The sequence below is a fragment of the Streptomyces sp. NPDC001980 genome (assembly GCF_040296885.1).
Lineage (GTDB): Bacteria > Actinomycetota > Actinomycetes > Streptomycetales > Streptomycetaceae > Streptomyces.
This window is the reverse complement of the sequence record NZ_JBEOYD010000039.1, coordinates 70,205-95,783: the sequence shown is the minus strand read 5'-3', so window position 1 is coordinate 95,783 and position 25,579 is coordinate 70,205. Positions and strand designations below refer to the sequence as shown.

24 protein-coding genes are annotated in these 25,579 nt (G+C 71.5%); 14 read left to right on the top strand and 10 right to left on the bottom strand.

Features of this window, described 5'->3' with window-relative positions; all coding sequences use genetic code 11:
- Positions 1-102: 102 nt before the first annotated feature.
- The 4 genes from ABT137_RS40215 to ABT137_RS40200 all read right to left on the bottom strand — a co-directional run bounded on the left by ABT137_RS40215 (position 103) and on the right by ABT137_RS40200 (position 2,150).
- Positions 103-534, bottom strand: coding sequence for a DMT family transporter (locus tag ABT137_RS40215; RefSeq protein ID WP_351716763.1), 432 nt, complete (start codon positions 532-534; stop codon positions 103-105).
- A gap of 50 nt (positions 535-584) precedes the next feature.
- Positions 585-905: a DMT family transporter gene (locus ABT137_RS40210; RefSeq protein WP_351716761.1), complete on the bottom strand. Its 321-nt coding sequence runs from the start codon at positions 903-905 to the stop codon at positions 585-587.
- A gap of 103 nt (positions 906-1,008) precedes the next feature.
- Entirely contained in the window at positions 1,009-1,665 is a 657-nt protein-coding gene (locus ABT137_RS40205; protein WP_351716759.1) for a DsbA family oxidoreductase, read from the bottom strand.
- The gene (locus ABT137_RS40200; RefSeq protein ID WP_351716757.1) at positions 1,662-2,150 is read right to left on the bottom strand and encodes a nucleoside deaminase; all 489 of its coding nucleotides are present in this window, start codon (positions 2,148-2,150) and stop codon (positions 1,662-1,664) included. The genes ABT137_RS40205 and ABT137_RS40200 overlap by 4 nt, the downstream gene beginning before the upstream one ends.
- Positions 2,151-2,368: 218 nt before the next feature.
- Between ABT137_RS40200 and ABT137_RS40195 the strand changes: the two genes are divergently transcribed.
- The 9 genes from ABT137_RS40195 (at position 2,369) to ABT137_RS40155 (ending at position 10,502) form a co-directional block, all read left to right on the top strand.
- A complete protein-coding gene (locus ABT137_RS40195; RefSeq protein WP_351716755.1) occupies positions 2,369-2,818 on the top strand; it encodes a MarR family winged helix-turn-helix transcriptional regulator in 450 nt (149 codons plus the stop codon).
- Between the two features lie 443 nt (positions 2,819-3,261).
- Positions 3,262-4,740: an AMP-binding protein gene (locus ABT137_RS40190; protein WP_351716753.1), complete on the top strand. Its 1,479-nt coding sequence runs from the start codon at positions 3,262-3,264 to the stop codon at positions 4,738-4,740.
- Positions 4,737-4,994, top strand: a complete 258-nt coding sequence (locus tag ABT137_RS40185) for an acyl carrier protein (RefSeq protein ID WP_351716751.1) — start codon at positions 4,737-4,739, stop codon at positions 4,992-4,994. Before ABT137_RS40190 ends, ABT137_RS40185 begins: the two co-directional genes overlap by 4 nt.
- A gap of 119 nt (positions 4,995-5,113) precedes the next feature.
- Positions 5,114-5,488: an ectoine synthase gene (locus ABT137_RS40180; RefSeq protein WP_351716749.1), complete on the top strand. Its 375-nt coding sequence runs from the start codon at positions 5,114-5,116 to the stop codon at positions 5,486-5,488.
- A gap of 82 nt (positions 5,489-5,570) precedes the next feature.
- Positions 5,571-6,743: an acyl-CoA dehydrogenase family protein gene (locus ABT137_RS40175; RefSeq protein ID WP_351716747.1), complete on the top strand. Its 1,173-nt coding sequence runs from the start codon at positions 5,571-5,573 to the stop codon at positions 6,741-6,743.
- A 25-nt stretch (positions 6,744-6,768) separates the two neighbouring features.
- Entirely contained in the window at positions 6,769-7,455 is a 687-nt protein-coding gene (locus ABT137_RS40170; RefSeq protein WP_351716746.1) for a transglutaminase-like domain-containing protein, read from the top strand.
- A gap of 40 nt (positions 7,456-7,495) precedes the next feature.
- Entirely contained in the window at positions 7,496-8,305 is an 810-nt protein-coding gene (locus ABT137_RS40165) for a maleate cis-trans isomerase family protein (protein WP_351716744.1), read from the top strand.
- The gene (locus ABT137_RS40160) at positions 8,302-8,538 is read left to right on the top strand and encodes a DUF6253 family protein (RefSeq protein WP_351716743.1); all 237 of its coding nucleotides are present in this window, start codon (positions 8,302-8,304) and stop codon (positions 8,536-8,538) included. Before ABT137_RS40165 ends, ABT137_RS40160 begins: the two co-directional genes overlap by 4 nt.
- A gap of 176 nt (positions 8,539-8,714) precedes the next feature.
- A complete protein-coding gene (locus tag ABT137_RS40155; RefSeq protein ID WP_351716741.1) occupies positions 8,715-10,502 on the top strand; it encodes a sulfatase-like hydrolase/transferase in 1,788 nt (595 codons plus the stop codon).
- Here ABT137_RS40155 and ABT137_RS40150 read toward each other — a convergent pair.
- Genes ABT137_RS40150 through ABT137_RS40140 form a run of 3 tightly spaced genes read right to left on the bottom strand, consistent with a single transcriptional unit; the run spans position 10,495 to position 13,034 of the window.
- Positions 10,495-11,835 carry a lanthionine synthetase LanC family protein gene (locus ABT137_RS40150; protein ID WP_351716740.1) on the bottom strand — a complete coding sequence of 447 codons (1,341 nt, stop codon included), beginning with the start codon at positions 11,833-11,835 and terminating at the stop codon, positions 10,495-10,497. The two genes, ABT137_RS40155 and ABT137_RS40150, sit on opposite strands and share 8 nt — an antisense overlap.
- Before the next feature lie 9 nt (positions 11,836-11,844).
- Positions 11,845-12,618: an IclR family transcriptional regulator gene (locus ABT137_RS40145; RefSeq protein WP_351716738.1), complete on the bottom strand. Its 774-nt coding sequence runs from the start codon at positions 12,616-12,618 to the stop codon at positions 11,845-11,847.
- Positions 12,615-13,034, bottom strand: coding sequence for a MarR family winged helix-turn-helix transcriptional regulator (locus tag ABT137_RS40140; protein WP_351716776.1), 420 nt, complete (start codon positions 13,032-13,034; stop codon positions 12,615-12,617). The genes ABT137_RS40145 and ABT137_RS40140 overlap by 4 nt, the downstream gene beginning before the upstream one ends.
- A gap of 230 nt (positions 13,035-13,264) precedes the next feature.
- On the opposite strand from ABT137_RS40140, the gene ABT137_RS40135 reads away from it, so the two are divergent.
- From ABT137_RS40135 to ABT137_RS40120, 4 genes are read left to right on the top strand one after another with little or no spacing between them, the layout of a single operon-like run.
- A complete protein-coding gene (locus tag ABT137_RS40135; protein ID WP_351716736.1) occupies positions 13,265-14,182 on the top strand; it encodes an SDR family NAD(P)-dependent oxidoreductase in 918 nt (305 codons plus the stop codon).
- Positions 14,182-15,057 carry an amidohydrolase family protein gene (locus ABT137_RS40130; RefSeq protein WP_351716734.1) on the top strand — a complete coding sequence of 292 codons (876 nt, stop codon included), beginning with the start codon at positions 14,182-14,184 and terminating at the stop codon, positions 15,055-15,057. The genes ABT137_RS40135 and ABT137_RS40130 overlap by 1 nt, the downstream gene beginning before the upstream one ends.
- 10 nt (positions 15,058-15,067) lie before the next feature.
- Entirely contained in the window at positions 15,068-16,594 is a 1,527-nt protein-coding gene (locus ABT137_RS40125) for an acyl-CoA synthetase (protein WP_351716732.1), read from the top strand.
- Positions 16,591-17,046 carry a MaoC family dehydratase gene (locus ABT137_RS40120; protein WP_351716731.1) on the top strand — a complete coding sequence of 152 codons (456 nt, stop codon included), beginning with the start codon at positions 16,591-16,593 and terminating at the stop codon, positions 17,044-17,046. Before ABT137_RS40125 ends, ABT137_RS40120 begins: the two co-directional genes overlap by 4 nt.
- A gap of 105 nt (positions 17,047-17,151) precedes the next feature.
- Here the strand turns inward: ABT137_RS40120 and ABT137_RS40115 are convergent, their stop codons facing one another.
- Complete coding sequence (locus tag ABT137_RS40115; RefSeq protein WP_351716729.1) at positions 17,152-18,843, bottom strand: histidinol-phosphatase; 1,692 nt, start codon at positions 18,841-18,843, stop codon at positions 17,152-17,154.
- Positions 18,844-19,073: 230 nt separating this feature from the next.
- Here ABT137_RS40115 and ABT137_RS40110 point away from each other — a divergent pair, with 230 nt between their 5' ends.
- Entirely contained in the window at positions 19,074-20,702 is a 1,629-nt protein-coding gene (locus tag ABT137_RS40110) for an IS200/IS605 family accessory protein TnpB-related protein (RefSeq protein WP_351716727.1), read from the top strand.
- A 6-nt stretch (positions 20,703-20,708) separates the two neighbouring features.
- On the opposite strand, the gene ABT137_RS40105 is transcribed toward ABT137_RS40110, so the two are convergent.
- Both ABT137_RS40105 and ABT137_RS40100 read right to left on the bottom strand, forming a co-directional pair.
- Positions 20,709-22,544, bottom strand: a complete 1,836-nt coding sequence (locus ABT137_RS40105) for a LamG-like jellyroll fold domain-containing protein (protein WP_351716725.1) — start codon at positions 22,542-22,544, stop codon at positions 20,709-20,711.
- A gap of 77 nt (positions 22,545-22,621) precedes the next feature.
- Entirely contained in the window at positions 22,622-25,579 is a 2,958-nt protein-coding gene (locus tag ABT137_RS40100; RefSeq protein ID WP_351716723.1) for a glycoside hydrolase family 2 TIM barrel-domain containing protein, read from the bottom strand.

Sequence of the window (25,579 nt, the reverse complement as noted above, 5' to 3'; positions counted from 1 at the left end):
GCGCACCCAGCCACCCACCGATCCACCCTCACCACCCACCCTGGAGAGACATGTCCCGCCGTCTGTTCACCTCGGAGTCCGTGACCCCTGCTCCGCGCCCCCTCAGCGCTCCGCGCCCTGCGTCTCCTGCAGCCGGGCGTCGATCGTCCCGGCGCCCTGAAGGGCGTCTAGGGGCTCCGGGGTGCTCTGCGGCCGGTCGGCGAGCTTGAGCCACACCACGCCCACGATGATGACGCCCAGCCACAGGGCCTGGACGAGGGTGAGCGACTCGTCGAAGAAGACGGGGCTCAGCAGCGCCGCACCGGCCGACCCGATTCCGGCCCAGACGGCATAGCCGATACCGACGTCGATGGTGCGCAGCGCGACGCTCAGCGCCCAGAGCGTCAGGAGGAAGAACACGACGGCGACCAGCGACCACGTCAGGCGGGTGAAGCCGTGGCTTCCGCCGACCGAGAGCGCGTAGCCGACCTCGAACCCTCCGGCGAGGAGAAGTACGAGCCAGGCGTTGGCCGAGGAACGGCCGGTGTTGGACATGGGAGTGCGTCCTTTCGTAAGAGTGTGGGTCCGGCGACGGCGGGGGTTCCTCAGGCGGCACCGCTGAGCTGCAGGCCGACGACCCCGGTGATGATCACGGCGATACCGAGGGCCTTGCGCCAGTCCAGGCGCTGTCCGAAGACCGCCGCTCCGAGCAGGGTGATGCCGACGCCGGCGACGGACGTCCAGATGGCGTAGCCGACACCGACGTTGAAGGTCAGCAGGGCCTTGCTGAGGAAGTAGGTCCCGATCGCGCCGCTGAGCAGGGTCACGACGGTCCACTTGCGGTTCTTGAAGCCTTCGGCCTTGCCGGCCGCGATGGCCACGGTGATCTCGAAGATGTCCGCGATGGCGAGGTAGAGCCACTGCATGGGCTTTCCTTTCGTTCGATGGGCGCGACCGAGCGGTGGTCCGCCGGGACGTGAGGTGGTGGTGCGGCCGGGTGCCGAGAACCCGCTGCCGTGTCAGCAGCCGTCAGCAGCCGTCGATGCCGCACGCGGCACCGCGGGCGACGGCCTGTTCGGCCTGGGCGTCGAGCACGGCCTTGCGGATCTGGGCCGCGGTGGGGACACCCTCGATGCGGTGGCTCTCGCCGATGACGAGCGTGGGAACGACGGAGACGCGGTACGCCGCGGCGGTCCCGAGCGCCTCCTGGTGGGCCTCGGCGTAGGTCCCGTCCGTCAGCGCCGCGGTGAAAGCGGTTTCGTCCAGGCCCAGTTCGGAGGCGATGGCGGCGAGGACGTCCGGTCGGCCGATGTCCTGGTTCTCCTGGAAGAAGGCCCGCAGCACCCGCGGGGTGTATTCCGCACCCTTGCCGTGCTCGGCCGCGAACCGGTAGCCCTCGAACGCCAGCCGGGTGTAGGGCTGCGGTGAGACGGTGGGCAGGGTGATGTCCACGTTCATCCGGCGGGCCATCGGATAGACCGAACGCGCCCAGATCGCGGGCAGGTACTCGTCCTCCGGCCGCAGCGTCGGGGTGGGGTGGGGTCGCAGTTCGAACGGCATCCACTCGATCTCGACGTCGAGGTCGTGGGTGGCCTCGTGCAGCGGGCCCTCGGCCAGCATGCAGAACGGACAGACATAGTCCGACCAGACCTTGATGCCGACCCTGCTGGTTTCCGTGCCGGTCACAGCCGCCTCCGGTTGCGGGCGAGGAATTCTTCGAACGGCTGCGTCCCTTCCGGGAGTTGCAGCGAGCTGACCTTGATCTGCCAGGCCGTCGGGTCCTCGGCGAAGATCGAGTACGACCCCGAGTAGTCGAAGCCGTACCGGGCGGCCGTCCTGCGGTCGGCCACGTGGACGATGTGGCCGACCCTGAAGTACAGCGACGCCATGTAGCACAGGGCGCAGGGCTCACCCGAGGCGATCAGCGTGGCCCCGGCGGTGGCGTGCAGCCCGTGTTTCGCGGCGGCCTCGCGCAGCGCGACCACCTCCGCATGCGCGGTGGGGTCGTTGTCCTCGTGCACCCGGTTGAAGCCGGTGCCGAGGACCTGGCCGTCGTTGACCACCACACCGGAGAACGGGATGCCGCCCTCGGCGACGTGCTCGCGACTGATCCGCACCGCCTCACGGGCGTACTCGGTCAGCTCGCTCTCCGGGATCTCGGTGGGTGACATCGTCGCTCCTCGACTCGGACCGTGGACATGCGGAGCCGGAGCACAACGGGCGGGCTGAGCCCTTGGACGCGTTGGTGCCGGGCATAAGACCCTCGATACTTGTTTGTACGTGCATGTTCTTTGGATGTGCAAGATCCGCTGGAAGAATCGAGCGGACGACCAAAGCTTGCATGAACATGTATCTTGTTGTCAACGCGCCGCCTGAGAGGGAGCTGTCCATGACGACCACGATCACCTATGCGTCGGCCGCCTCGTCCGATCAGGCCATGTGGGGGAGGGTCCTCGCCCTGCACGCGCACGTGGAGCGCCAGCTCACCCAGGCCCTGCAGCGCCGGCACGGCATAGGCCTCTCCGAATTCCGGGCCCTGGAGTGTCTCGTGCAGGCCAAGGACGGCGAGTTGCGCATGCAGGAACTCGCCGACAAGGTCGGGCTCGGGCAGAGCTCGGTGACGCGCCTGGTGGGCCGCCTCTTCGCGGCCGGCTTCGCCCTGCGGGACCTGTGTCCCGACGACAAGCGCGGCGTCTACGCCGTCATCACCGACGACGGCAGGCAGCGCTACACCGACGCGCGCGGTACCTACTCCGAGGTCCTCAGCTCGGCGCTGAACACCGCCGGCGGCACCGCTGAGCTGGCCGGTACCGTCCAGGCGCTGCGCAGCGCCCTCTGAGCGCCGCCGCGCCTTCCGGTTCCGCCCGGTCGGAACCCGCCTGCCGAAAGTCGTCCTCCGGGACGGCTTTCGGCGTTTTCCGTTCTCGGCGTCGTGTCTCCGGGTGAACGCCCGGCTCCTCGCGGCGCACCCTTCCTTAAGGGGTGCGACACCTTGGTGAAAGCCGTTTCGGCAACCCGAAACACATAGTTCATCAAGCAAACTTGACGCCCTCATATGCCTGGTGGCCGGTGATGTGCATCACTGATGACCGGCACATTTACATGCTTGACTCTGCATGCATCGCATGTACGGTTAGTCGCGGATCGATCACGGGGGAGTGATGCGGAGCCGGCCGAGCTGATGGCTGCCGGGCTCCGCGGGTTCTATGGCGCGGCTCTGGCGCCGTCACCCCCCTTGGCATGTCGCTTTCACATGGACAGGTGCACGAATTGGGGGAAACTGTGCCATCATCACGCCTTTTTGACGCGCTCGCCACCCACGCCCGCCGCCGGCCCGACCAGGTGGCCCTGATCCGGGGCGGGCGGCAGGTTACCTACCGGGAGCTGGTCGGCCTCGCCGAGGAGCTGGCCGGCGCCCTGGACGGACTCGGGCTCGACCGGCGGCAGCCGCTGTGCGTGCCCGCGCACAAGACGCCCGGGACGATCGCGCTGTTCGTCGCCGCCTTCCGGGCCGGCTACGCGGTCCTGGCGCCCTCACCCGAGCTGGGCTCGGCCGCCCGTGCGACGCTCGCCGCGCAGGCCCGGTGTTCCCGGACGCTGACCGTCGACGCCCAGGGGGTGCTCGACACCGCCCCGGTCACGCCGGACGAACAGGCCGCCCGGGACTTCGACTTCGCGGACCCCGCCGCCGCGCCCCTGCTGCTCACCACCTCCGGCTCCACCGGTACACCGAAGATCGTGCCGATCCCCGGCGACGGCTTCGACCGGTTCGCCGACTGGGCGACCGGCCGGTTCGGCCTCACCGCGCAGGACACGCTGCTCAGTTACGCACCGCTGAACTTCGACCTCTCCCTGCTCGACGTGTGGACCGCGCTGCGGCTGGGCGCCCGGTCCGTCCTCGTCGAGCAGGAGTCCAGTGCCGACGCGCGTCACCTGCAGGACCTGATCGCCCGGCACGAGGTCACCTTCGTCCAGGGCGTGCCGATGCTGCACCGGCTGCTCGCCCAGGACGGTGCCGTGCACCCGACGGTCCGCACGGTCGTCTTCACCGGCGACGCGCTGCCGGAGGCACTGCTGCGGCAGCTCGGCACGGCCTTCCCCGGCGCCGCCTGCCACAACGTCTTCGGCTGCACCGAGACCAACGACAGTTTCAGCTACGAGGCCGACCCCGCGGCCGCCGGTGCGCAGACCCCCATCGGCCGGCCGCTGCCCGGGGTGCGGGCCCTGCTATTGGACGGCGAGGGCCGGGTCATCGACGGGCCCGGCACCGGTGAACTCCTCGTGACCACGCCGTTCCAGACCGCCGGGTACCTGCAACGCTCCCGCAACAAAGGGGTGTTCGTGCCCGCCCCCGACGGCGGCGACGAGGTCTTCTACCGCACCGGCGACCTCGTCACCCGGGACGCCGACGGCCTGCACCGGCTGCAGGGACGCACCGACTTCCAGGTCAAGGTCCGCGGGGTGCGGACCAACGTGCAGGAGGTCGAGAACGTCCTGGCGGCCCACCCCGAGGTCGCCGAGGCCGCCGTCGTGGCGATCCCCGACCCGGAGGCCGGTTACCGGCTGCACGCCCAGGTGACCCGGCGGCCCGGCACCTCGCTCACCTCACTGAGGCTGCGCTCGCACAGCGCCGAGCGCCTGCCCCGCCACGCCATCCCGTCCTCCGTGCACGTGGGCGACACCCCGCTGCCGCGCACGTCCACCGGAAAACCCGACCGCAACCTCATCAAGGCAGCACGACAGAAGGGAAATCCCGCATGACCTCCCTGGCGGACGAAATTCGCGGCTATGTGGTCGCCGAGTTCCTCGACGGAGAGGACACGGCCGATCTGACCGCCGAGTTCGACCTCATCGACAACGGAGTGGTCGACAGCCTCGGCGTGGTCCGGATCGTCTCGCACCTCTCCCGGACCTATTCGATCCCGATCGACGACATTCCGCTGACCCCGGACAACTTCCGCAGCATCGGCGCCATTTCGGCATTCGTCGAGACCACGACGAAGACGGCCGCTTGAGCCGTTTTCCGGATTGCCGGATGTCCGGATGCCCGGATGTCCACAGAGAACCCGGAACGAACTCCGGAGCGCTTCCAAAAAATCCTCCGGACGAACCCCTCACACACCAGGAGACATGAATGATCGTCCGCAGCACCAGCGAGCTCGCCGCCGTCGAGTGGGGCAACGGCACCAGCCACCGCCTGCTCACCGAGGCCGACGGCATGGGCTTCACCGTGTGCGAGACGCTGGTCCGCAAGGGCACCACGAGCGCCCTGCAGTACCGCCGCCACCTCGAGGCCTGCTACTGCACGGGCGGTTCCGGCGAGGTCGTCACCGCGTCCGGCGAACGCTACAAGATCACCGAGGGCACCATCTACGCCCTCGACGAGAACGACGCGCACTACCTCGTGGCCTCCGACTACGAGGACCTGAGACTCATATCCGTGTTCAGTCCGGCTCTGCGCGGCGACGAGAAGCACACGCTGTCTCCCGACGGCTTCTCCCAGTACTGAGTTCCGCGACCCGGGGCCCGCCCCGCCGGCGGCGGCGCGGGCCCCGGCCCCGACCAGCGACGTACCGGAAGGCAGCACACGCATGACACCCGCACCGTCCGCACCGCGGACCACCGGAACCGGAACCGACACGGGCACCGGACCGGACCCGTACACCCTCGTCGCCCCCTGGGCGGACGAACTCAACCACGCCGTCGAGGAGTGGGACGCCCGGGCGGAGTTCCCCTGGGAGAAGTGGAAGACGATCCAGCGCTCCGGACTGCTCACCGTACCGTTCGAGACGCGGTACGGCGGCCGTGGCGGCACCCTGACCGACACCATGCGCGCCCTCGAAGGGCTCGGGCACACCTGCCGCGACGCCGGCCTCGGCTTCTCCGCCTCCACGCAGATCGTCAGCGTCGGCGTCCCGTTGCAGGCGTTCGGCTCCGAGGAGCTCAAGGACCGTTTCCTGCCCCGGATCGTCACGGGCGACCTGATCACCGCGCACGCCATCACCGAGCCGGGCAACGGCTCCGACGCGCTGAACATCTCCACCACCGCGACGAGGGACGGCGACGACTACGTCATCGACGGCGGCAAGACGTTCATCACCAACGCCCCGATCGCCGACCTCTTCCTGCTGTACGTGCGCACCGGAAAGCCCGGCCCGTTCGGCCTGAGCGTCTTCCTGGTCGAGCGGAACACCCCCGGTCTGCGGGTCGGCGAGCCGCTCGGCAAGATGGGGCTGCGCACCTCCCCGCTGAGCGAGGTGACCTTCGAGCGGCTGCGGGTGCCCGCCGCCCGGCGCATCGGCCAGGAGGGCGCCGGCTTCCTGGTCCTCGACCACGTGATGAAGCGGGAGATCCTCTTCTCGTTCTCCCTCACGCTCGGCGAGATGGAACACCGGCTGGAGCGCGTCCTCAAGTACGCCAGGTCCCGCCGTCAGTTCGGCGAGCCGATCGGCGCCTTCCAGGGCGTCTCGCACAAGATCGCGGACATGAAGATCGCGGTGGAGACCGCCCGCAAGTGGCTCACCGACACCGGCGCCAAGGTGGCGGCCGGCCAGGACGCCGCGATCGACGTCGCCGCCACCAAGACCGTGGTCAGCGAGGCCAACAAGCGCACCGCGCTCGACGCCGTCCAGATCTTCGGCGGCCAGGGCTACCTCACCGCCACCGGCATCGAGCGGGACGTGCGCAACGCGGTCGGCGGAACCATCTACTCCGGCACCAGCGAGATCCAGCGCAACCGCATCGCCTCCCTCCTGGGCCTGTGAGCCGGGAGCTGACGAAAGGGTCACCATGAACGCACTCACCCCGGACGACCTGCGCCGGCTCACCGCGCCCACCGACTTCCTCGACTACGAGACCGAATCCGTCCAGACCTTCGTCGACGAGGCGGTCACCGACCGCGGCGCGGACAAGCGCCGGCTGGCCGTCGAGCTCTACCACGCCGTCCGCGACGACGTCTTCTACGAGGTGTACGGCGCCGACCTGTCCGAGCGGGGGCTGCGGGCCAGCCACACCGCGGCCACCCGCAAGGGCTTCTGCCTGCACAAGTCCGCGCTGTACGCGGCGGCCTGCCGGGCCGTGGGCATTCCCGCCCGCGTCCACTACGGCGACGTGCGCAACCACCTCGCCTCCGACCGGCTGCGCGCCCACATCGGCGGGGACGTCTTCTTCCACGGCCTCAACTCGGTCCACCTGGACGGCAGGTGGGTCAAGGCCACCCCGGTCTTCAACAAGATCCTGTGCCGGCTGTACGGGATGAAGCCGCTGGAGTTCGACGGCACCGCCGACAGCCTGCACCACCCCTTCGACGACCAGGGCCGCCAGAGCATGGAGTTCCTGACCGACCACGGCGGCTTCGACGACGTTCCCTACGAGTTCGTGATGGCGAACATGCGCCGCAAGCACCCCGGCTTCCTGAACGCCACCGGCACCGGCACGGTCCGCGGCGGCTCGCTGGCCGCCGAGGCGTCCGCCTGATGCGCCCCGACGGCCCCGACGACGACGAGGAGACACGGAGATGAGCACCATCCGAGCCCAGAAGGACGGCTGGGAGGCGCGGGCGCGCATCGGCGTGGTCGTACCGCACGCGGACGTCGGCCCGGAGTCGGAGTTCCAGGCGATCGCGCCCGAGGACGTGTTCGTGCACGGGTCGCGCGTCCACTTCGGCGCGATGCGGGCCGGCGGCGAGATGGACCCGAAGATCCCGCACGACCCGGTGCGGGCCTTCGTGGAACCGCCGCACATCGACGACGCGGTGGAACTGCTGGCCGCCGCCCCGCTCGACGCGATCGCGCTCGGCTTCACCAGCTCCGCCTACGTTCTCGGCGCGGCCGGCGAGAAGGACCTGTTCGCCCGGCTCGCCCGGGTCACCCGCGGACTGCCGCTCACCGGCACCACCACGGCGGCCGTGGCCGGCTTCACCGCGCTCGGCACCGGCCGGATCGCCCTCGTGAACCCGCCGTGGTTCGACGACCGGCTGTCCGGGCTCGGCGCCGACTACTTCACCGAACAGGGCTTCGAGGTCGTCCACCACGGCCCGTGCGGGCTGCCCAGCAACCAGAGGCTGATCACCCCCGGGGCGCTGTCCGAGTGGATCCGCACCACGGTCGCCGGGCACCGGCCCGACGCCGTCCTCGTGGCCGGCAACGGCATCCGCGCGGTGGGCGTCATCGACGCCCTGGAACAGGAGCTGGGCTTCGCGGTCCTGACCGCCAACCAGGTCCTGTTCTGGCACGCCCTGCACCTGGCCGGAGCGGCCGGGGCGGCCCACGGGATCACCGGGTACGGCCGGCTGTTCTCCGCCGAGCCGCCGGGCGGCACGGCATGAGCCTGCTGGCGGCCGGCGGGCACGTGGCCCTGTTCGTCACCGACGAGGGGGACGCCCGCCGGGTCCCCCTCGTCTGCTGGCGCGACGACGGCACCTCCGTCCACGGCATGGTCCTGTACCGGGGCGCCCTGCGCCGGGCCGAGCACGTCCCCGGCTTCCGCCGCTACGCCCACCCCCTGGAGGACGACACGCCCGTGCCCCGTACCGGAGCGCCCGAACCGGCACCCATGTGACCGCGTCCCGCGCCCGTCTGTGATCATTCTGACGTCGTGGAGCGGGAACCTCCGAGCCCGGATTTCCCTCTCACGAGTCGAAACAGAGCGTTCACAGCGTGTGCATGGTCCTGGACGGATGGCCGCGACCACCATCTGTTCAGGACCACGCGTCACCGTCACTCCGGGGGATCCGTATGCCCAGCCGCCGTCGTTTCCTCACCGGGGCCGCCGCCGCGCCCGTCGCGCTCGCGGCGGTCGCGGGGTGCGAGGACGGGGACGCGGCACAGCCGGCCGCCGAGCAACCCCGGCACACCGTCAAGCCCGCCGTGGCGGCCCCGGCCGCGCAGCACCCGTCCGACCGGCTCAACTTCGTCGTGGTCCTCGCCGACGACCTCGGCTACGGCGAGCTCGGCTCCTACGGCCAGCAGCTGATGCACACCCCGCGCCTGGACACCCTCGCCGCCGAGGGCCTGCGCTTCACCCAGGCCTACGCGGCCGCCCCGGTGTGCGCGCCCTCGCGCTGCTCGCTGCTCACCGGCCTGCACGGCGGGCACGCGACCGTGCGCACCAACCCCTGGGGACCCGGCGGCCAGGGCGCCCTCACCGACCGGGACTTCACGTTCGCGGAGGCGCTCAGGGCGCTCGGCTACCGCACCGGCCTGATCGGCAAGTGGGGCTTCGGACCCAACGGCCCGGACCAGCCGAGCCACCCCAACGCCCGTGGTTTCGAGGAGTTCTACGGCTACCTCACCCACCACCACGCCCACGACTACTTCCCCGAGTACCTGTGGCACAACGGCACCCGCGAGGAGATCCCGGCCAACAAGGGCGGCGCCCAGAAGGTCTACGCCCCCGACCTCATCTCCGAACGCGCCCTGGGCTTCCTCCAGACCCACCGTGACGAGCCGTTCCTGCTCTACCTCGCCCCGACCGTGCCGCACGCCCCCAGCAAGGACCCGCACGTCGGCGCGTACGCCGACCGCCCCTGGACCGGGCCGAACAAGCGGCACGCGGCGCAGGTCACCACCTTCGACACCCTGGTCGGCGACGTCACCGACGAGCTCACCGCGCTCGGCCTCGCCGACAACACGGTGGTCCTGATCACCAGCGACAACGGCCCGCACGAGGAGGCGGGCACCGACCCCGACCTCTTCGACGGCAACGGCCCGCTGCGCGGCTACAAGCGGAACCTGTACGAGGGCGGCATCCGCGTCCCGTTCATCGCCTGGTCCCCGGGACACGTCGAGGCCGGCACGACCGACCGGCCCACCCCGCTCACCGACCTGCTGCCCACCCTCGCCGAGCTCGCGGGCGCGCCCGCCCCCGCGGACGTCGACGGCCTCTCCATCGCCCCGCTCCTGCGCGGCTCCGCCGACACCGCCCGCCACGACAGCCTCTACTTCTACCGCAACCACGACGGCGTCACCGTCCGCCAGAACGCCGCGGACCACGGCCGCGGCGACCGGCTCGCCGAAGCCCTGCGGCAGGGCGACCTCAAGGCGGTCCGGTTCGCGCCCGGCCAGAACCGCCGCGCCCCGGACGAGCAGTGGGACGTGGAGCTGTACGACCTCGCCCGGGACCCCGGCGAGGAGCACGACCTGGCCGCCGCCCGGCCGGCCCGGGCGGACGCGCTGGTGAAGCTGATGCACGCGTCGTGGGCGCCGGTGTACCCGCGCAGGCCCTTCGGCGTGACCCTCGAAGTCAGCGGCGGGGGAACGGAGTTCACGGTCAGCGCCACGCTCGCCAACGGCTCCGCGCGCCCCTGGAACGCCGCCCGGCTCGCCCTCGACATCCCGAGCGGCTGGACCGCCCACGCCCGGGACGAGGCCACCGCGCCCCGCCTGGACCCCGGCGAACGCCTCACGGTCCACTGGCGCGTCAGCCGCCCCCAGGTCTCCACCGCCACGACGCTCACCTGCCGGGGCACGGCCCACCACGGGGAGGACGAGGTGACCTACACGGCGACGGCGGCGGTCAGCTGACCAGGGCCGGCCACTCGCCGCGCACCCGCGCCGGCACCGCCCACCACTGGTCCGGGCGGTCCACGACCGGGGCGTCCGGACCGGTGTCGAGGTAGCGGGCGAGGCGCAGCAGGTAGGCCGCGATGCCGGCCGCGCCCTGCATCCACGACGTGCCCGGCGGCAGCAGCGGGGTGGCGATGCGGTACTCCACGAAGCGCCAGCGGGCCCCGTCCCCGTCCCGGACCGCCCGCTCCACCAGCGCGTCACCCATCCGCAGCGCGGCGCTCACCAGCGTGTCCGCCCTCGGTGTCCCCGCGCAGTCCTGCGCCGCGTCGAGGAGGACGTCCCCGACGCCCGCCGTCCCGCAGCAGCGGCCGTCGTTGTCCCAGAACCCGGGGCGCAGCCGCTCCGGCAGCCCCGAGGTGAGGATCGAGGTCAGGCAGCGCTGCCGCAACTCCCCGACGGCGTGCCCCGCCACCTCGGTGACGCCCGCGTGGGCGAGCGCCGTGAACAGGTGCGAGGTGCCCGCCGGGCCGTGGCACCAGGTGTACGTCACCGGTTCCACCTCCCGCTTCGACGGCGGGATCGTGTGCGGGACGACGAAGCCGCCGTCCGCGAGCGAGCCCATGGACAGGACATGGCGGGCCGCGTCCACGGCGGCCGCGACGAAGTCCTCGCGGTGTGCCGTCGCGCCTGCCATCGCCAGGGCGGCGCCCACCCCGGCGGCGCCGTGCGAGTAGTTCGGGGACCGCGACTCGCTGCTCGGCGAGATCCCCCAGTCCAGGCCCGCCTCCGTGCGGTCCGCCATCCGCAGCAGGGCCTCGCCGCCGGTCGTCGCGATCGGTTCCGCGTACTCGCCGCCCGCCCAGACCGCCGTCATGACCACGCCCGCGACGCCCATGATGATGTCGCTCAGCGGCGCGTCGGAATCCGGCACGAACGTGGTCGTGGTCCGCCAGCCCTCGGGGGTCGCGAGCTCGGCGAGCCGCCGCAGCACGATCGCCTCGCTGCCCGGCGCGAGGAGCCGCAGCGCCGTGGCGTGGCCCGCCAGGCCGAGGTAGAGCGAGGGTTCGGTCACGACGGGTGCCTGCGCCGACAGGCGGTTCACGATCCCGGCAGCCAGGGCCTGTTCCGGCCCGCTCAGCGGCCGGTACCGCGCGATCTCCGCCAGCACCGGGGCGAGTCCGGCGATTCCCGCGTACAGCGAGTCCCGGTCCTCGCCGGGCGCCGGGTCCCCGGTGTGCTCCTCCGACACCGTCTCCGGCAGCCAGGGACCCTCGTCCTGTCGCACCTGCCCGAGCACCCACCCCCAGGCGGCCTCGCCCAGCTCCCGGTACACCTCGCTCGTCGTCACCCGGACACGCTACACGGGCTGCCCCGTCGTCCGGTCCGGCTGCCAGCCCAGGGCCCGGGAGATCCCGCGGGCCGCCAGCCGCACCGCCGGGACCAGCACCGGTACCTGGGCGTCGGCCTCGGGCACCACCACCGAGACGGCCGCCACCACCTGTCCCGTCGCCCCGCGCACCGGAGCCGCCACGGACAGCGCGTCGTCGGTGACCTGACGGGCGCTCACCGCGGCGCCGGTGCGCCGCACTTCGGCCAGCGAGCGGCGCAACCGGGCCGGATCCGTGACGGTGTACGGCGTGAAGGACGTCAACGGGCCCGCGCAGTAGTCCTGCTGGAAGCCGGGCGTCTCGTGCGCGAGCAGGGCGAGCCCCACCCCGGTCGCGTGCAGCGGCCAGCGGGCGCCCACCCGGATGTGCACGCCCACCGCCGAACGCCCCGACAGCCACTCGATGTAGACGACGTCCGACCCGTCCCGCACCGCCAGCTGCACGTTCTCGTGCGTCGCCTCGTACAGGTCCTCCAGGTAGGGCAGCGCGATCTGCCGCAGCGCGAGACCGCGCGGCGCCAGCGCGGCCAGCTCCCAGAGCCGCAGTCCCACGTGGTAGTAGCCGTCCGCGTCGCGTTCCAGCGCGCCCCACGCGGTGAGCGCGCCGACCAGGCGGTGCGCGGTGGTGAGGGTGAGCCCGGCCCGGCGGCCGATGTCCGTCAGGCTCAGCGCCGGATGCCCGTGGTCGAACGCGGCCAGGACCGCGAGCAGCCGGTCGGGCGCGGAGCGGGCGGCGGCGGTCATGGCCGGTCGGCGACGCGCAGCAGCAGGGCGTGCAGCGTGGCCCGCTCGGCGGGGTCGAGCGGGCCCAGCAGCTCGTTCGTCACGCGCTGGCCGGCCTCGTCGGTGTCCCGCAGGAACGCCCGGCCGGCCTCGGTGAGCACCACGATCCGGCTGCGGCGGTCGTCGGGGGAGGGGCGCCGCTCGGCGAAGCCCAGCTTCTCCAGGTCGTCGACCAGACCGACGATCGCGCTCGGGTCGTAGCCGAGCCGGGCGCTCAGCTCCCGCTGGAGCGACCCCTCCGAGCCGGCGAGGAACCGCAGCACCGCGTAGTGGCGCAGCCGTAGCCCCGACTCCTGGAGGAACGTGTTGAAGAGCTGCCCCGAGCGCAGCCCCAGGCGGTACAGCAGGTAGCCCGTGTCCGCGTGCAGCCCCCGCATCCACGGCTCGTCCGCGTCGATCGAGGTCGGGTTCTCGGTGTGCTGGCGGGTGATGGCGGTCTCCCTGGTCCGGGCCCCGGCGGCGGGGCGGTCTGTGGCACAGATTCCAGCATGAGGCACCCGTGGGCCGACAACAACTATTGACGACAACAATTATTGCTCTTAGCTTCGATCTCGAAAGCCGCAGGTGGCCTCCGGGGCCGCCACCGTCGTCTGTGAAAGGACCGACCGTGCCCACCATCGATCTCACCGGCAAGGCCGCCGTCGTCACCGGCAGTGGCCGGGGCCTCGGCCTCGCCTATGCCCACGCCCTCGCCGCCCACGGCGCCTCGGTGGTCGTCAACGACGTGGACGAGACCGTCGCCGAGCAGGCCGTGAAGTCCATCGCCGAGGCCGGCGGCACCGCCGTCGCCGAAGTGGTCCCGGTCGGCACCGCCGAGGCCGCGGACCGGCTCGTGAACAGGGCGGTCCAGGAGTTCGGCCGCCTCGACGTCCTGGTCACCAACGCGGGCATCCTGCGCGACAAGGTGCTGTGGAAGATGACTGACGACGACTTCGACGCGGTCCTCACCACCCACCTCAAGGGCACCTTCACCTGCGCCCGGGCCGCCGCCGTCCGGATGCGCGAGCAGGGCGAGGGCGGCACCCTGATCCTGGTCGGCTCCCCGGCCGGGCAGCGCGGCAACTTCGGCCAGACCAACTACGCCGCCGCCAAGGCCGGCATCGCCGCCATGGCCCGCACCTGGTCGATGGAGCTGGGCCGGGCGGGCATCACCGTCAACGCGATCGTCCCGGTGGCCGCCACCGCCATGACCGAGACCATCCCCGCCTTCGCGCCGTACATCGAGGCCATGCGGAACGGCGAGCCGCTCCCGGGCTTCCTGCGCAAGGGCGAGGGCTTCGGCACCCCCGAGGACTGCGCGGCCCTCGTGCCCTTCCTGGCCTCCGAGGCCGCCCGCTCGATCACCGGCCAGGCCATCGGCATCGGCGGCGACAAAGTGGCACTCTGGTCGCATCCGCAGGAGATCAGGGCGGCCTACGCCGACGGCGGCTGGACCCCGGAAACCCTGGCCGACGCCTTCCCCACCTCGGTCGGCGCCGAACTCCAGACGGTCGGCATCCCGGCGCCCAAGCTCCCGGAGGCGTGATGGACATCGAGGCTCTCACCGCGATCGACGTCCACACGCACGCCGAGATCTCCTCCCGGGGGCACTCCTCCCTCGACGACGACCTGCACGACGCCTCCGCCGCCTACTTCAAGACCGAGGGGAAGCGGAAACCGACGATCGAGGAGACCGCCGCCTACTACCGGGAACGGAACATGGCCGCCGTGATCTTCACGGTGGACGCCGAGTCCGCCACCGGCACCGCGCCCGTCCCCAACGAGGAGGTCGCCGAGGCCGCGGCCGCCAACCCCGACGTCCTGATCCCCTTCGCCTCCGTCGACCCCTTCCGCGGCCGGGCGGGCATCAGGCAGGCCCGCCGCCTGGTCGAGGAGTACGGGGTCAAGGGCTTCAAGTTCCACCCCAGCATCCAGGGCTTCTTCCCGAACGACCGCGCGGTGGCCTACGGCCTCTACGAGGTGATCGAGGAGACCGGCACCATCGCCCTCTTCCACACCGGCCAGACCGGCATCGGCGCCGGTGTCCCGGGCGGCGGCGGGATCCGGCTGAAGTACAGCAACCCGCTGCACGTGGACGACGTGGCGGCCGACTTCCCGCACCTGAAGATCATCCTGGCGCACCCGTCCTTCCCCTGGCAGGACGAGGCCCTGGCCGTCGCCACCCACAAGCCGGGCGTGCACATCGACCTGTCCGGCTGGTCGCCGAAGTACTTCCCGCCGCAGCTGGTGCAGTACGCCAACACGCTGCTCAGGGACAAGGTGCTGTTCGGCTCCGACTTCCCCGTCCTCACCCCCGACCGGTGGCTCGCCGACTTCGCGAAGCTGCCCATCAAGGACGAGGTCCGGCCGAAGATCCTCAAGGAGAACGCCGCCCGCCTGCTCGGGCTGACCACGTCGTAAGGGGCCGCAGATGCGCAACGAGGGACTGGGGTCGTGGCCCGCACGCCGGGCCCGCAAGACCCCGCACCGCACGGCACTGGTGTTCGGCGGGCAGCCGACCGACTACCGCACCCTGCACACACGCACCACCCGCCTGGCCCACGCCCTGCGCGCCCGGGGCATCCGCCGCGGCGACCGCATCGCGTACCTCGGCCCCAACCACCCCGCCTACCTGGAGACCCTGTTCGCGGCCGGCGTGCTCGGCGCGGTCTTCGTCCCTCTCAACACCCGCCTGGTCGGCCCCGAGATCGCCTACCAGCTCGGCGACTCCGGCGCCAAGGCCCTCCTCTACGGCCCCTCGCACGCCGGTCTCGTCGCCGGCCTGCCCGGCACCACCGACGTCCGGACGTACGTCGAGGTCGGCCCGGAGTACGAGGAGCTGCTGGCAGCCGCGGCCGACGACCCGATCGACGAACCGGTCGCCCCCGACGACACCTGCATCATCATGTACACCTCGGGGACGACCGGCCGCCCCAAGGGCGCGATGCTCACGCACTCCAACCTGACCTGGAACGCGTTCAACGTCCTGGTCGACACCGACCTGACCGCCGACGAACGCGCCCTGGTCTCCGCCCCGTTGTTCCACACCGGGGGACTCAACATGCTGGCCCTGCCGGTCCTCCTCAAGGGCGGCACCTGTGTCCTGGTGGAGTCCTTCGACCCGGACGTCACCTTCGACCTGATCGAACAGCACCGGATCACCTTCATGTTCGGGGTCCCGACCATGTTCGACCAGGTGGCCCGCCATCCCCGCTGGCCGGACGCCGACCTCTCCTCCCTGCGCATCCTCACCTGCGGCGGCTCCCCGGTCCCGACCCCGATGATCGCCGTCTACCAGGAACGGGGGCTGACCTTCCTGCAGGGCTACGGCATGACCGAGGCCGCACCCGGCGTCCTCTTCCTCGACGCCGAGCACGCGATCAGCAAGGCGGGCTCGGCCGGCGTGCCGCACTTCTTCAGCGACGTACGGGTCGTGCGGCCCGACCTGACCCCGGTCGACGTCGGCGAGCCCGGCGAGATCATGGTCCGCGGACCCCATGTCATGCCCGGCTACTGGGGCCTGCCGGAGGAGACCGCGGCCTCCTTCGCGGACGGCTGGTTCCGCAGCGGGGACGCGGCCACGGTCGACGAGGACGGCTATGTCTTCGTCGTCGACCGCCTCAAGGACATGATCATCTCCGGGGGCGAGAACGTCTACCCCGCCGAGATCGAGGACCTGCTCCTCGCCCACCCCGGCATCGCCGAGTGCGCGGTGATCGGCGTACCGGACGACAAGTGGGGCGAGGTGCCGCGCGCGGTGGTCGTGCCCCGCGAGGGCACCGTCCTCGACCCCGACGAGGTGCTCGCCTCGCTGGCCGGGCGGCTCGCCAAGTACAAGCTCCCCAAATCGGTGGTGCTCGCCGACGAACTCCCGCGCACCGCCTCCGGAAAGCTCCTCAAGGCCCGCGTGCGCAAGCGCTACGGCTCTCCCGACTCCCAGCCAAGGAACGCCACATGACCGTCACCGTCAACGGCCTCGCCGAACTGAAGAAGCTCGCGGGCAGCGACCTGGGCACCAGTGCCTGGATCGAGGTCACCCAGGACCGCATCGACACCTTCGCCGACGCCACCGGCGACCACCAGTGGATCCACGTCGACCCGGAGCGTGCGGCCGCGGGCCCCTTCGGCGCCCCGATCGCCCACGGCTACCTCACCCTGTCGTTGTTCATCCCCCTGTTCACCGAGCTGCTGGACGTCCAGGGCGTCACCACGAAGGTCAACTACGGCCTGAACAAGGTGCGTTTCCCGTCCCCGGTGAAGGTCGGCTCCCGCATCCGGCTGGCCGGCCGCCTGACGGAGGTCGAGGACGTGCCGGGCGGCGTGCAGATCGTCGTCGACGGGACGATCGAGATCGACGGTGGGACCAAGCCCGCCGCGGTGCTGCAGAGCCTGTCGCGGTTCTACGCGTAGGGCTTCGCCCGGAACCGATTCCCCGGGCTGCTGCCGCGGGGAACTGCGGGCCGGTGGGGGCTGGGCGCGCAGTTCCCCGCGCCCCTTTGGGGCGCTCAGCCCAGCTCAGCCCACCACGTCCACGAAGATCGGGTTCGAGTAGAACCACGTGTCCGCCCACGGGTCGCCGTTGCCCGGCTCGTGCGGGATCGGGCCGTGCGGGTCGATCGCCGCGCCCAGGTAGCCGGTGCCGTTGCGCTTGCCGTCGCTGCCGCGCAGCCGGACGTAGAACGACTCGTCGCCCGCGGTGACCGGGATGCGCAGCGTGTACGTGCCCCTGCGGCCGGACACGTCCTTGGACTGCACGACCTTGGTGTCCGGCGCCTGCCAGGTGTCGCGGTCGGCGACCGGGCCGCGCACCGCGCCCCGGATGACGTCGACGTGCGCCAACTGGGGCAGGATCCCCTGGGCGTTGGCCCGGGACGCGGTCGTCACCGTCACGTTCAGGGTGATCCGCTCGCCCTTGCGGACGCGCAGCCGGCCACCCAGCGTGACACCGGCGCCGTGGTCGCAGTCCCGCGTCAGGCGGACGTCCAGGCCGTCGAGCAGGTGACCGTGGTCCAGCCAGACCCGGCCCGCGCGCAGGCCCGCCATCACCGCACGGTAGCCGTAACGGGTCACGCCGACATGGGTGCGGCTGAACTCGCCGGGCCAGAAGTCGCTGCCGGGCTGCGGGGTGTCGGTGTCGACCGGGTCGGGCAGCTTGCCGGTGTTGTCGAAGTTCTGCCCCGGCAGCCAGTCGCCGTTCTTCCAGGTGTCGAAGACCGTGCGGTGGTTGTCGGAGTTGGTGGTGATGGTGAACAGGCGGCCCTCGGAGAGCATCGCGTCCCAGAGGCCGCCGACCGTCGCCGTCGCCCAGTCGAAGCCGCCGTACGTCAGGTAGGCGTCCGCCGGGTAGCCCGCCCAGGACTGGGCGGAGGGCTTGTTCTCGTACTCGCCGCGGATCGAGGTGGCCCCGCGCCAGCCGGGGATCGCGGCACCCTGGGCACCGGGCGCGCCCTCCATGCCGATCATGATCTCGGCGGCCTCCTCGTTCCCGCCACCCCACCCTGCGTCCCGCCAGTTGCGCATCTCGTGCGGGGAGTCGATGCCGAGCCGCAGCGGGTGGTTGGCGAGGACCAGGACGTCGTCGACGTAGCCGGTGCGGCGCTGCTCGGCCAGCCACTGGATGGCCTTGACGGCGTGCGCCTCGTTGCGGGCGGTGTCCGCCGCACCCGCCGAGCCCTCGGTGTAGCCCAGGAGCTTGCCGTCGTAGGCCAGCTCGAACTGCGTGAGCAGGTCGGTCTCGTGCGGGCCGGGCGCGGCGAACACCGTGCAGTGCTCGGCGGCCGGGATGTACCACTCCAGGCCCTGGAAGATCAGCTGGCGCGGGTTCTCGGCACGGGCCTTGAGGATCTCCGCGTGCTCCAGCTTCGCGCCGTAGTAGGCGTGCCCGAAGTTGGAGTGCTCGTTGAACACCATCCAGTCCAGGCCGTACTTGGCGGCGGCCCGGGCCTGCTGGGAGAACGTGTACTTGGCGTCGTGGCTGTACACGGAGTGGACGTGGTGGTCGCCGACCAGGTAGGCGAGGCGCGGGTCCTCGCCGCCCAGGCCGCGGCCGGACGCGGCGGACGCGGGGGTCGCCGCCGACCCGAGCGCGAACGCGGCGCCGAACAGGCCCGCGCGGCGCAGGAGTCCGCGCCTCGACATGCCCTGGGCGTCGAGGTCGGCGGGGGAGACGGCGGGATCGGCCCAGGTGGGCAGCTGCTGCTCGGTCATTGTCATCCTTGTGGCGAAGCTTGGGGGCGGTGGGCGACTGCTCGTGCTCGGGGCATGTTCTGGTGCGTAGGCGTGAGCTTCCTGGTCAGGGTGCGGCAGGCGTGTTCGCCCACAGTGGCCCGCCCGACTGGATGGGAACGAAAGCTCTTGCCTCGAATCTGTGACCTTCTCCGGCGGTGGTCGTTGGTCGTGGTGGCAGATTTGTGCGGCATCGGACCGGGGGTACAAGGGTGGGCGGACTGCGGGAGGTTGCGGCGCCGTTCGTGGTGCCCGGCCCCTTGGGGACGTCCGTCCGCGACCGGCTCAAGGGCCTGAGTACCGGAGACGAGAAGGTCCTGCGCCTGGTTGGGGACCATCTCGGGGCGCTGGCCTCCCGCGATCTGAAAGCGCGGTGCACCGCCGGGCTGGACCATGACTTCGACGCCTGGGCGGGCCGCAAGCGTGCGCTGACCGGGGAGTCCTCCTCTCGCTGGGCCGGGGCGATCACCAAGGGCAGCCATGACCAGTGGGCGCTGGCCCGGCGTGGGCAGCTCGGCCACATCAACGGATTGGAAGCCGGGGTCAGGACAATCAGGCACCGACTGTCCCTGCCAGTGGGAGAGACGGGTTCCAAACACAGGCCTGGCGGCTACCGCAGCCGGGCGGAATGGTTCACGAAATCCCGCCGTCTGCAAGTTCTTGAGGACCGGCTCCGGGCTGCGCGAGTCGACTGGCAAGCGGGAGTCGTGCACGTGGTGCGCGGCGGCAGACGACTGTTCAACACCCGTCACCAGCTGGGCGCCGCCGGGGTAACTGAGGAGCGGTGGCGCATGGAGTGGCAGGCCAGGCGGCGCTTTCTTCAGGCGGATGGAGAGTCGGGGAAGCGGCACGGCAACGAAACCATCCGTGTTTCCCCCGATGGCGAGGTATCGGTCAAGCTCCCCGCACCGTTGACGCATTTGGCCAACGCCCCACACGGCCGATACGTGCTCAGCGCGCGCGTGTGCTTCGCTCACCGGGGCGAGCAGTGGGCCGACCGCACCGAAGCGAACCGGGCGGTGGCTTACCGCATCCACGAAGACATCGAGCGGGGCCGCTGGTATCTGACTGCGTCTTGGACCCTGCCGCCCGTGCGGACCATCTCCCTTGAAGCGGCCCGTGCCAGGGGCCTGGCCGGGGTGGACACCAACGCCGATCACCTCGCCGCCTGGCGTCTCGACGAACACGGCAACCCCGTCGGCCAACCACTGCGCTTCGACTACGACCTCACCGGCAGCACCCAGCGCCGCGACGCGCAAGTGAGGCACGCCCTGATCCAACTGCTGCATTGGGCCAAGCGTCACGGCCTCGTGATCGCCGTCGAAGACCTTGACTTCACCTCCGAGAAGACCCGGGAGAAGCACGGACGCCGGAAGCAATTCCGCAAGTTGATCTCTGGCCTGCCTGTAGCCAGGCTGCGGGCCCGGTTGGTCAGCATGGCGGCCGAACTCGGCATCCCTGTCATCGCTGTCGACCCGGCCTACACATCCAAATGGGGAGCCCAGCACTGGCAGAAGCCCCTCACGACCAAGAACAGGAAGCCCACTCGCCACCACGCGGCAGCGGTGGCGATCGGAAGGCGCGCCCTGGGGCACCCGATCCGACGACGGAAGGCACCGCCCCCTGCTCACCGGAGTGATGAGCAGGGGTATCGGACCGTCCAGGTCGCACTGGTGGCCCCAGGGCGTGAGGAAACCCGCCCCCCTATGCCTGGACCACGGACACGATCCGTGCGTGCCGGATGCGGAGCGAAAGCGGGGGACCAGTGTGCCCAACACCGTTCGGAGCACACGGCTGAGCACGAGTGCTGGCAACAGGACTCACTTCCGCTCAGTCTCTAGGGCCGGTCAGTGGGTCATGAAGGAGGAGACGGGCAGGGCCCGGGAGACGATCCGGACGTCGCCGAGGCGGCCGTACAGGATCTGGTCGATCTTGTCGGCGTACTCGTAGCCGCCGAGCAGCCACGGCTTCCCGGACGAGGCGATGCCGACCGCGGCGGCGTGCGGGTTGCGGGCCACCGGGCAGCCCTGCACGTACATCGTGGTGTGCTTGCCGTCGTTGACGACGGCGAGGTGCCACCAGATCTCCGGGTCGGTCTCGTCGCCCCAGTTGGTGGCCAGCTGCTGCTGGTTGAGCGGGTGGACGGCCCACTGCGGGCCCGGGCCGTCGGAGAGGGAGAGCGTGGCGAGCGGCTCGTCCGGGTCGTCGGTGACGGCGCCGACGGAGCCGTTGCGGCCGGTGCGGCTGACCAGTCCGGCCCAGGCGTTGTGCGAGGAGTTCCAGTCGGCGGGCAGCCGGTAGAACGCCTCGATGGTGTAACCGTCCTTGAAGGTCGCCGAGTTGAGCGGAGCGCCGTCGACGGTCCGCAGGTAGGCGCCCTTCAGCGGCGACTTGTAGCCGGTGAACTCCAGGCTGCCGTGGCCCGGCTGGTCCGGGTGGTGGTCGGCCGACCAGCCGAGGGTGCCGCCGCCCACCGAGACCACGGTGAGGTCGTTGCCGTTGCCGGACAGGTCACGGACCGTGCCGGAGACCGCCGAGTCGAACCGCCAGTAGGCGGCGGTGCCCCGGACCAGCAGCTGCGAGGCCGGCCGCGCCGGGCGGACCGGCACCGGGGCGAAGCCTTCGAAGCGGTCCGCGAAGTCGATGTCGACGGAGAAGCGGTCCCCGTCGCCGCTCAGCTCCATCTCCTGCCGCTCCAGCTCGTTCAGGCCCTTCTTGGCCCGGCCGAGGATCCACGGCGAGACCGTCTCCACGTCGATGACGTCGCGGTCCAGGTCGAAGTGGTAGAGGCGGATCATCGCCGCGCCGCCGAAGTACCGGTTCTGGTAGTTCGTCAGGTGCAGGTGCACGTCGTTGCCGGCCGCGTTCTTGCGGGTCGCGCGGCGGGCCGGCCAGAAGTGGCCGTTGAGCGTGAGGAAGATCTGGTCGTGCTCGTTGATCAGCTGGTCCCACAGCTGCTGCCCGTACGACGACAACTCGTCGTCGTCCACGACCAGTTCGTGCGTGGTGAGGATGACCGGCGCCTTCGGGTGCGCGGCGATGACGTCCTTCGCCCAGGCGTACCCCTTGGCCGACAGTCGCCAGTCCAGCGCCAGCACGAGCCACTCGCGCCCGGCCGCCCTGAACAGGTGGTATGTGTTGTAGCCGTCCGCGGAGGCCCCGCCGAACGTAGGCTTGTCCTCGAAGCGCTGCGGACCGAAGGCGTCCAGGTACGGTGAGGCACCGCGCTGGTCGTCCGTGGACGACCTGATGTCGTGGTTGCCCGCCAGCACGCTGTAGCCGACCCCGCGCCGGTCGAGGATCTCGAACGCCTTGCTGATCGCGGCGAACTCCTCCGTCGCCCCGTTCTGGGTGAGGTCGCCGAGGTGGGACAGGAAGACGATGTTGTCGTCCGATTCGCCGCCGTGCTCCAGCAGGTAGCGCAGCGAGGCCTCGATGGGCGCCGGGTTGATGCTCGGCCCGTCGAAGAGGTACTGGGTGTCGGGCATCACCGCGAGGGTGAAGCGCCGGCTCTCCGGGTCGGGCCGCCGGCCGGAACCGGAGGACGACGCCTCGGCGACGGTGGGCAGCGCAACCCCGGCGGTGGCGGCGGCGCCGAGCAGCGCGGTCGCCCGGAGGAAGCTGCGGCGTCCGGCTCCGGCCTGCGCGGCCTCGCCCTGAGGGTGGTCATGCGAAGTACACACGTGTGCTCCGTGAGTAAGCGGAAGTGACGGCGAAGGGCGTGGGGGGATCTCGGCAGACGGATCTCGGCAGACGGTTCTCAGAGGACGCGCAGGGTCCAGCTCCAGCGGTGGACGCCCGGTGCGACGAGGTAGGAGGGGAAGGTGTCGGGGCCGCACGACGCCGTACCGAGGCCCCGGTGCGCGGCGTCGATGTGGACCACACAGCCGGCCCGCGGCACGAGTTCGTCGTGGTGCGCGACGGCGGTGAGGTCCTCGGCGCGGTAGCGGCTGACGGAGACCTGGCGGGGCTCGTCCAGCTCGACCGCGAGTCCGGTGGCGTCCGGCGCCGACAGCGTGAACCGCCGTACGCCGTGCCGGCCGCCGCTCTCCTGGGGCCGCAGATACGGGGTGAACAACTCGTCCACCGGGAGGGAGTGATGGCCGACCGGGGCTCCGGCGGCACGGTCGGGGTACGACTCCCAGGGACCCTGACCGAACCACTCCAGCAGGTCGAGCCCGGCCACCGTCTCGAAGACCGAGCCGACCCTGGCCACGTCCGCGAACTCCTCGGGCAGCTCGGCCGACTCGTCGACCCGGACCCCGCCCTCGACCGGCGTGAACTCCTGCCGGTGCCGTACGACGCCGACCGTGCCGGCGTACTCCGCGAGCACGATCACCCGGGCGCCGCTGCGGCGTACCGAGACCACCTTGCGCACCAGCTGGTCCAGGCCCCAGGCGCGCCAGCGCAGCGCCATCCCGCCCAGCTCGTCGTTGTCGGTGGGCGCCCGCCACAGCGACAGCGCCGGCGCGGCGGTCAGCAGCGGGTGCAGCAGCAGCCCCTCGCCGTCCACCTCGACGGCCGGGCCCGCTGGCACCGGCGGGCCGAGCGGGTCCGCCGCCCGGAGCCGGATCTGCGGCGCGCAGACCTCCGTACCGGCCGGCGCCCACGCCTGGTCCTCGGCGACCGTCACCCGCAGCGTCAGCCACGCCTCACCGCCGTCCGCCGGCACCTCGAACGGCAGCGGTACGGCCGCCGTCTCACCGGGGCACAGCTCGGGCAGCTCGGCCGGACCGGTCAGGGTACGGCCGTCGGCCAGCGCCAGCTCCCAGGTGCCCGCCAGCCAGTCGAAGCCCCGGAAGTGCTGGTGGTTGGCGAGGACGATGCCCTCGTGCCGGAAGCACCGGATGCGGACCGGCGCCGCGATCTCCCGGTGCTCGTACATGGCGGGCTTGGGGGTGCGGTCGGGGAAGACGATGCCGTCCGCGACGAACGCCCCGTCGTGCAGGGCCTCGCCGAAGTCGCCGCCGTACGCCCAGCGGTGGCCGGGCGCGGCGACACCGTTGTCGTACAGTCCGGCGCCCGTGCGCCCGACCGGTCTTCCGTCGCTCACCCGCTGGAGAATTCCGTGGTCCCAGAACTCCCAGATGAACCCACCCTGAAGCCCCGGAGTGGACTCGATGGCGGCCCAGTGGTCGGCCAGCGTGCCGTTGCTGTTGCCCATCGCGTGGGAGTACTCGCACTGGATCAGCGGCTTGGTCTGCTCCCCGGACAGGGCGTGCGCGACACAGTCCTCCAGCGGTGCGTACATCGGGCAGGCGATGTCGGAGGCCACGTCCGGGTCCGCCCAGCCGCGCTTGGCCGCCCCCTCGTACTGGATCGGCCGGGTCGGGTCGTGCCGCCGCACCCAGCCCGCCGCCGCGTCGTGATTCGCCCCGTAGTCGGACTCGTTGCCCAGCGACCAGATGATGACGGAGGGGTGGTTCTTGTCGCGCAGCACCATCCGCGAGACCCGGTCCACGAAGGCGTTCAGATAGCGCGGGTCGTCGGCGATCTCGTGGGCGTGGTCGTGGGACTCGATGTCCGCCTCGTCGACGACGTAGAAGCCCAGTTCGTCGGCGAGGTCGTACAGGGCCGGGTCGTTCGGGTAGTGCGAGGTGCGGATCGCGTTGAACCCGAACCGCTTCAGCACCACCAGGTCCGCGCGCATGTCGTCGTACGACACCGTCCGCCCGGTGAGGGGGTGGAAGTCGTGCCGGTTCACGCCCCGGACGAAGACCCGCTCGCCGTTGACGAGAAGGTCCCGGCCGACGATCTCGACGTCCCGGAAGCCGACGCGGTGGTACGACGTGTCGGCGACCGTGCCGTCCGCGCGGTGCAGCCGCACGGTCAGCCCGTACAGCTCGGGCTGCTCCGCGTTCCAGGTGCGCACGTCGGGCACGGTGGCGTGGATGCGGGCCTCGCCGAGGAAGTCGGAGACCCGGTCGTCCTCGGTGTTGAGTCGGTCGAACTCGGCGTCCTGCGCGAGCGGTTCGCCGTCGAGTTCCCCGGTGACGTACCAGCCGTCGGGCAGCGCCCCGTCGCCCGCCGCGTTGCGCACCTGGCAGTCCACGCGCAGCTCGCCGTCCCGCCGCGCCCGCACGGTCACGTCCGCGAGCCGGAACGGGTCGGTCGCGTAGAGCAGTACCGGGCGGGTGATCCCGCCGTGCCACCAGTGGTCCTGGTCCTCGATGTGCGTGGCGTCGGACCACTTGACGACGGTGAGCCGGACGACCGATCGCCCGCCGGGGCGCACGACCTCCGTCAGGTCGAACTCGGCCGCCAGGTGCGAGTCCTTGGAGACGCCCACCGGCCGCCCGTCGACGTGCACGAGGAGCACGCTCTCCGCGGCGCCGACCTGGAGCACGATCCGGCGCCCGGCCCACTCGGCGGGGACGTCCAGCTCACGCTCGTAGACCCCCGTCGGGTCGGCGGCGGGGGAGTGCGGCGGGAACTCGCGGAACGGCATGGTGACGTTCGTGTACTGGGGCAGATCCGGGGTGTCCTGCATGGTCCAGGCGCCGGGGACGTGCGCCGTGGACCAGGAGCCGCCGACCGGCGCGTCCGGAGCGGACAGCAACTGGAAGCGCCAGTCGCCGTCCAGGGGGAGTGCTCCGGCGCGCCGGTCGACGGCGTTCATGGGGAGCCGTCCCCAGGAGGTCACCTCGGGGGCCTCCCAGGGGCGGAGGGCGATCAGGGGATCGGCGGGCCGGGGCCCGGGGATCGACGGATCGTTCAT

Bases quoted from the DNA above. Each gene is read 5' to 3' on its own strand.
- ABT137_RS40140 (WP_351716776.1), bottom strand. From the start codon at position 13,034: ATGCGGGGGCTGCACGCGGACACGGGCTACCTGCTGTACCGCCTGGGG.
- ABT137_RS40175 (WP_351716747.1), top strand. From the start codon at position 5,571: ATGACACCCGCACCGTCCGCACCGCGGACCACCGGAACCGGAACCGAC.
- ABT137_RS40170 (WP_351716746.1), top strand. From the start codon at position 6,769: ATGAACGCACTCACCCCGGACGACCTGCGCCGGCTCACCGCGCCCACC.
- ABT137_RS40210 (WP_351716761.1), bottom strand. From the start codon at position 905: ATGCAGTGGCTCTACCTCGCCATCGCGGACATCTTCGAGATCACCGTG.
- ABT137_RS40115 (WP_351716729.1), bottom strand. From the start codon at position 18,843: ATGACCGAGCAGCAGCTGCCCACCTGGGCCGATCCCGCCGTCTCCCCC.
- ABT137_RS40145 (WP_351716738.1), bottom strand. From the start codon at position 12,618: ATGACCGCCGCCGCCCGCTCCGCGCCCGACCGGCTGCTCGCGGTCCTG.
- ABT137_RS40160 (WP_351716743.1), top strand. From the start codon at position 8,302: ATGAGCCTGCTGGCGGCCGGCGGGCACGTGGCCCTGTTCGTCACCGAC.
- ABT137_RS40195 (WP_351716755.1), top strand. From the start codon at position 2,369: ATGACGACCACGATCACCTATGCGTCGGCCGCCTCGTCCGATCAGGCC.
- ABT137_RS40155 (WP_351716741.1), top strand. From the start codon at position 8,715: ATGCCCAGCCGCCGTCGTTTCCTCACCGGGGCCGCCGCCGCGCCCGTC.
- ABT137_RS40125 (WP_351716732.1), top strand. From the start codon at position 15,068: ATGCGCAACGAGGGACTGGGGTCGTGGCCCGCACGCCGGGCCCGCAAG.
- ABT137_RS40185 (WP_351716751.1), top strand. From the start codon at position 4,737: ATGACCTCCCTGGCGGACGAAATTCGCGGCTATGTGGTCGCCGAGTTC.
- ABT137_RS40130 (WP_351716734.1), top strand. From the start codon at position 14,182: ATGGACATCGAGGCTCTCACCGCGATCGACGTCCACACGCACGCCGAG.
- ABT137_RS40165 (WP_351716744.1), top strand. From the start codon at position 7,496: ATGAGCACCATCCGAGCCCAGAAGGACGGCTGGGAGGCGCGGGCGCGC.
- ABT137_RS40100 (WP_351716723.1), bottom strand. From the start codon at position 25,579: ATGAACGATCCGTCGATCCCCGGGCCCCGGCCCGCCGATCCCCTGATC.
- ABT137_RS40120 (WP_351716731.1), top strand. From the start codon at position 16,591: ATGACCGTCACCGTCAACGGCCTCGCCGAACTGAAGAAGCTCGCGGGC.
- ABT137_RS40215 (WP_351716763.1), bottom strand. From the start codon at position 534: ATGTCCAACACCGGCCGTTCCTCGGCCAACGCCTGGCTCGTACTTCTC.
- ABT137_RS40180 (WP_351716749.1), top strand. From the start codon at position 5,114: ATGATCGTCCGCAGCACCAGCGAGCTCGCCGCCGTCGAGTGGGGCAAC.
- ABT137_RS40200 (WP_351716757.1), bottom strand. From the start codon at position 2,150: ATGTCACCCACCGAGATCCCGGAGAGCGAGCTGACCGAGTACGCCCGT.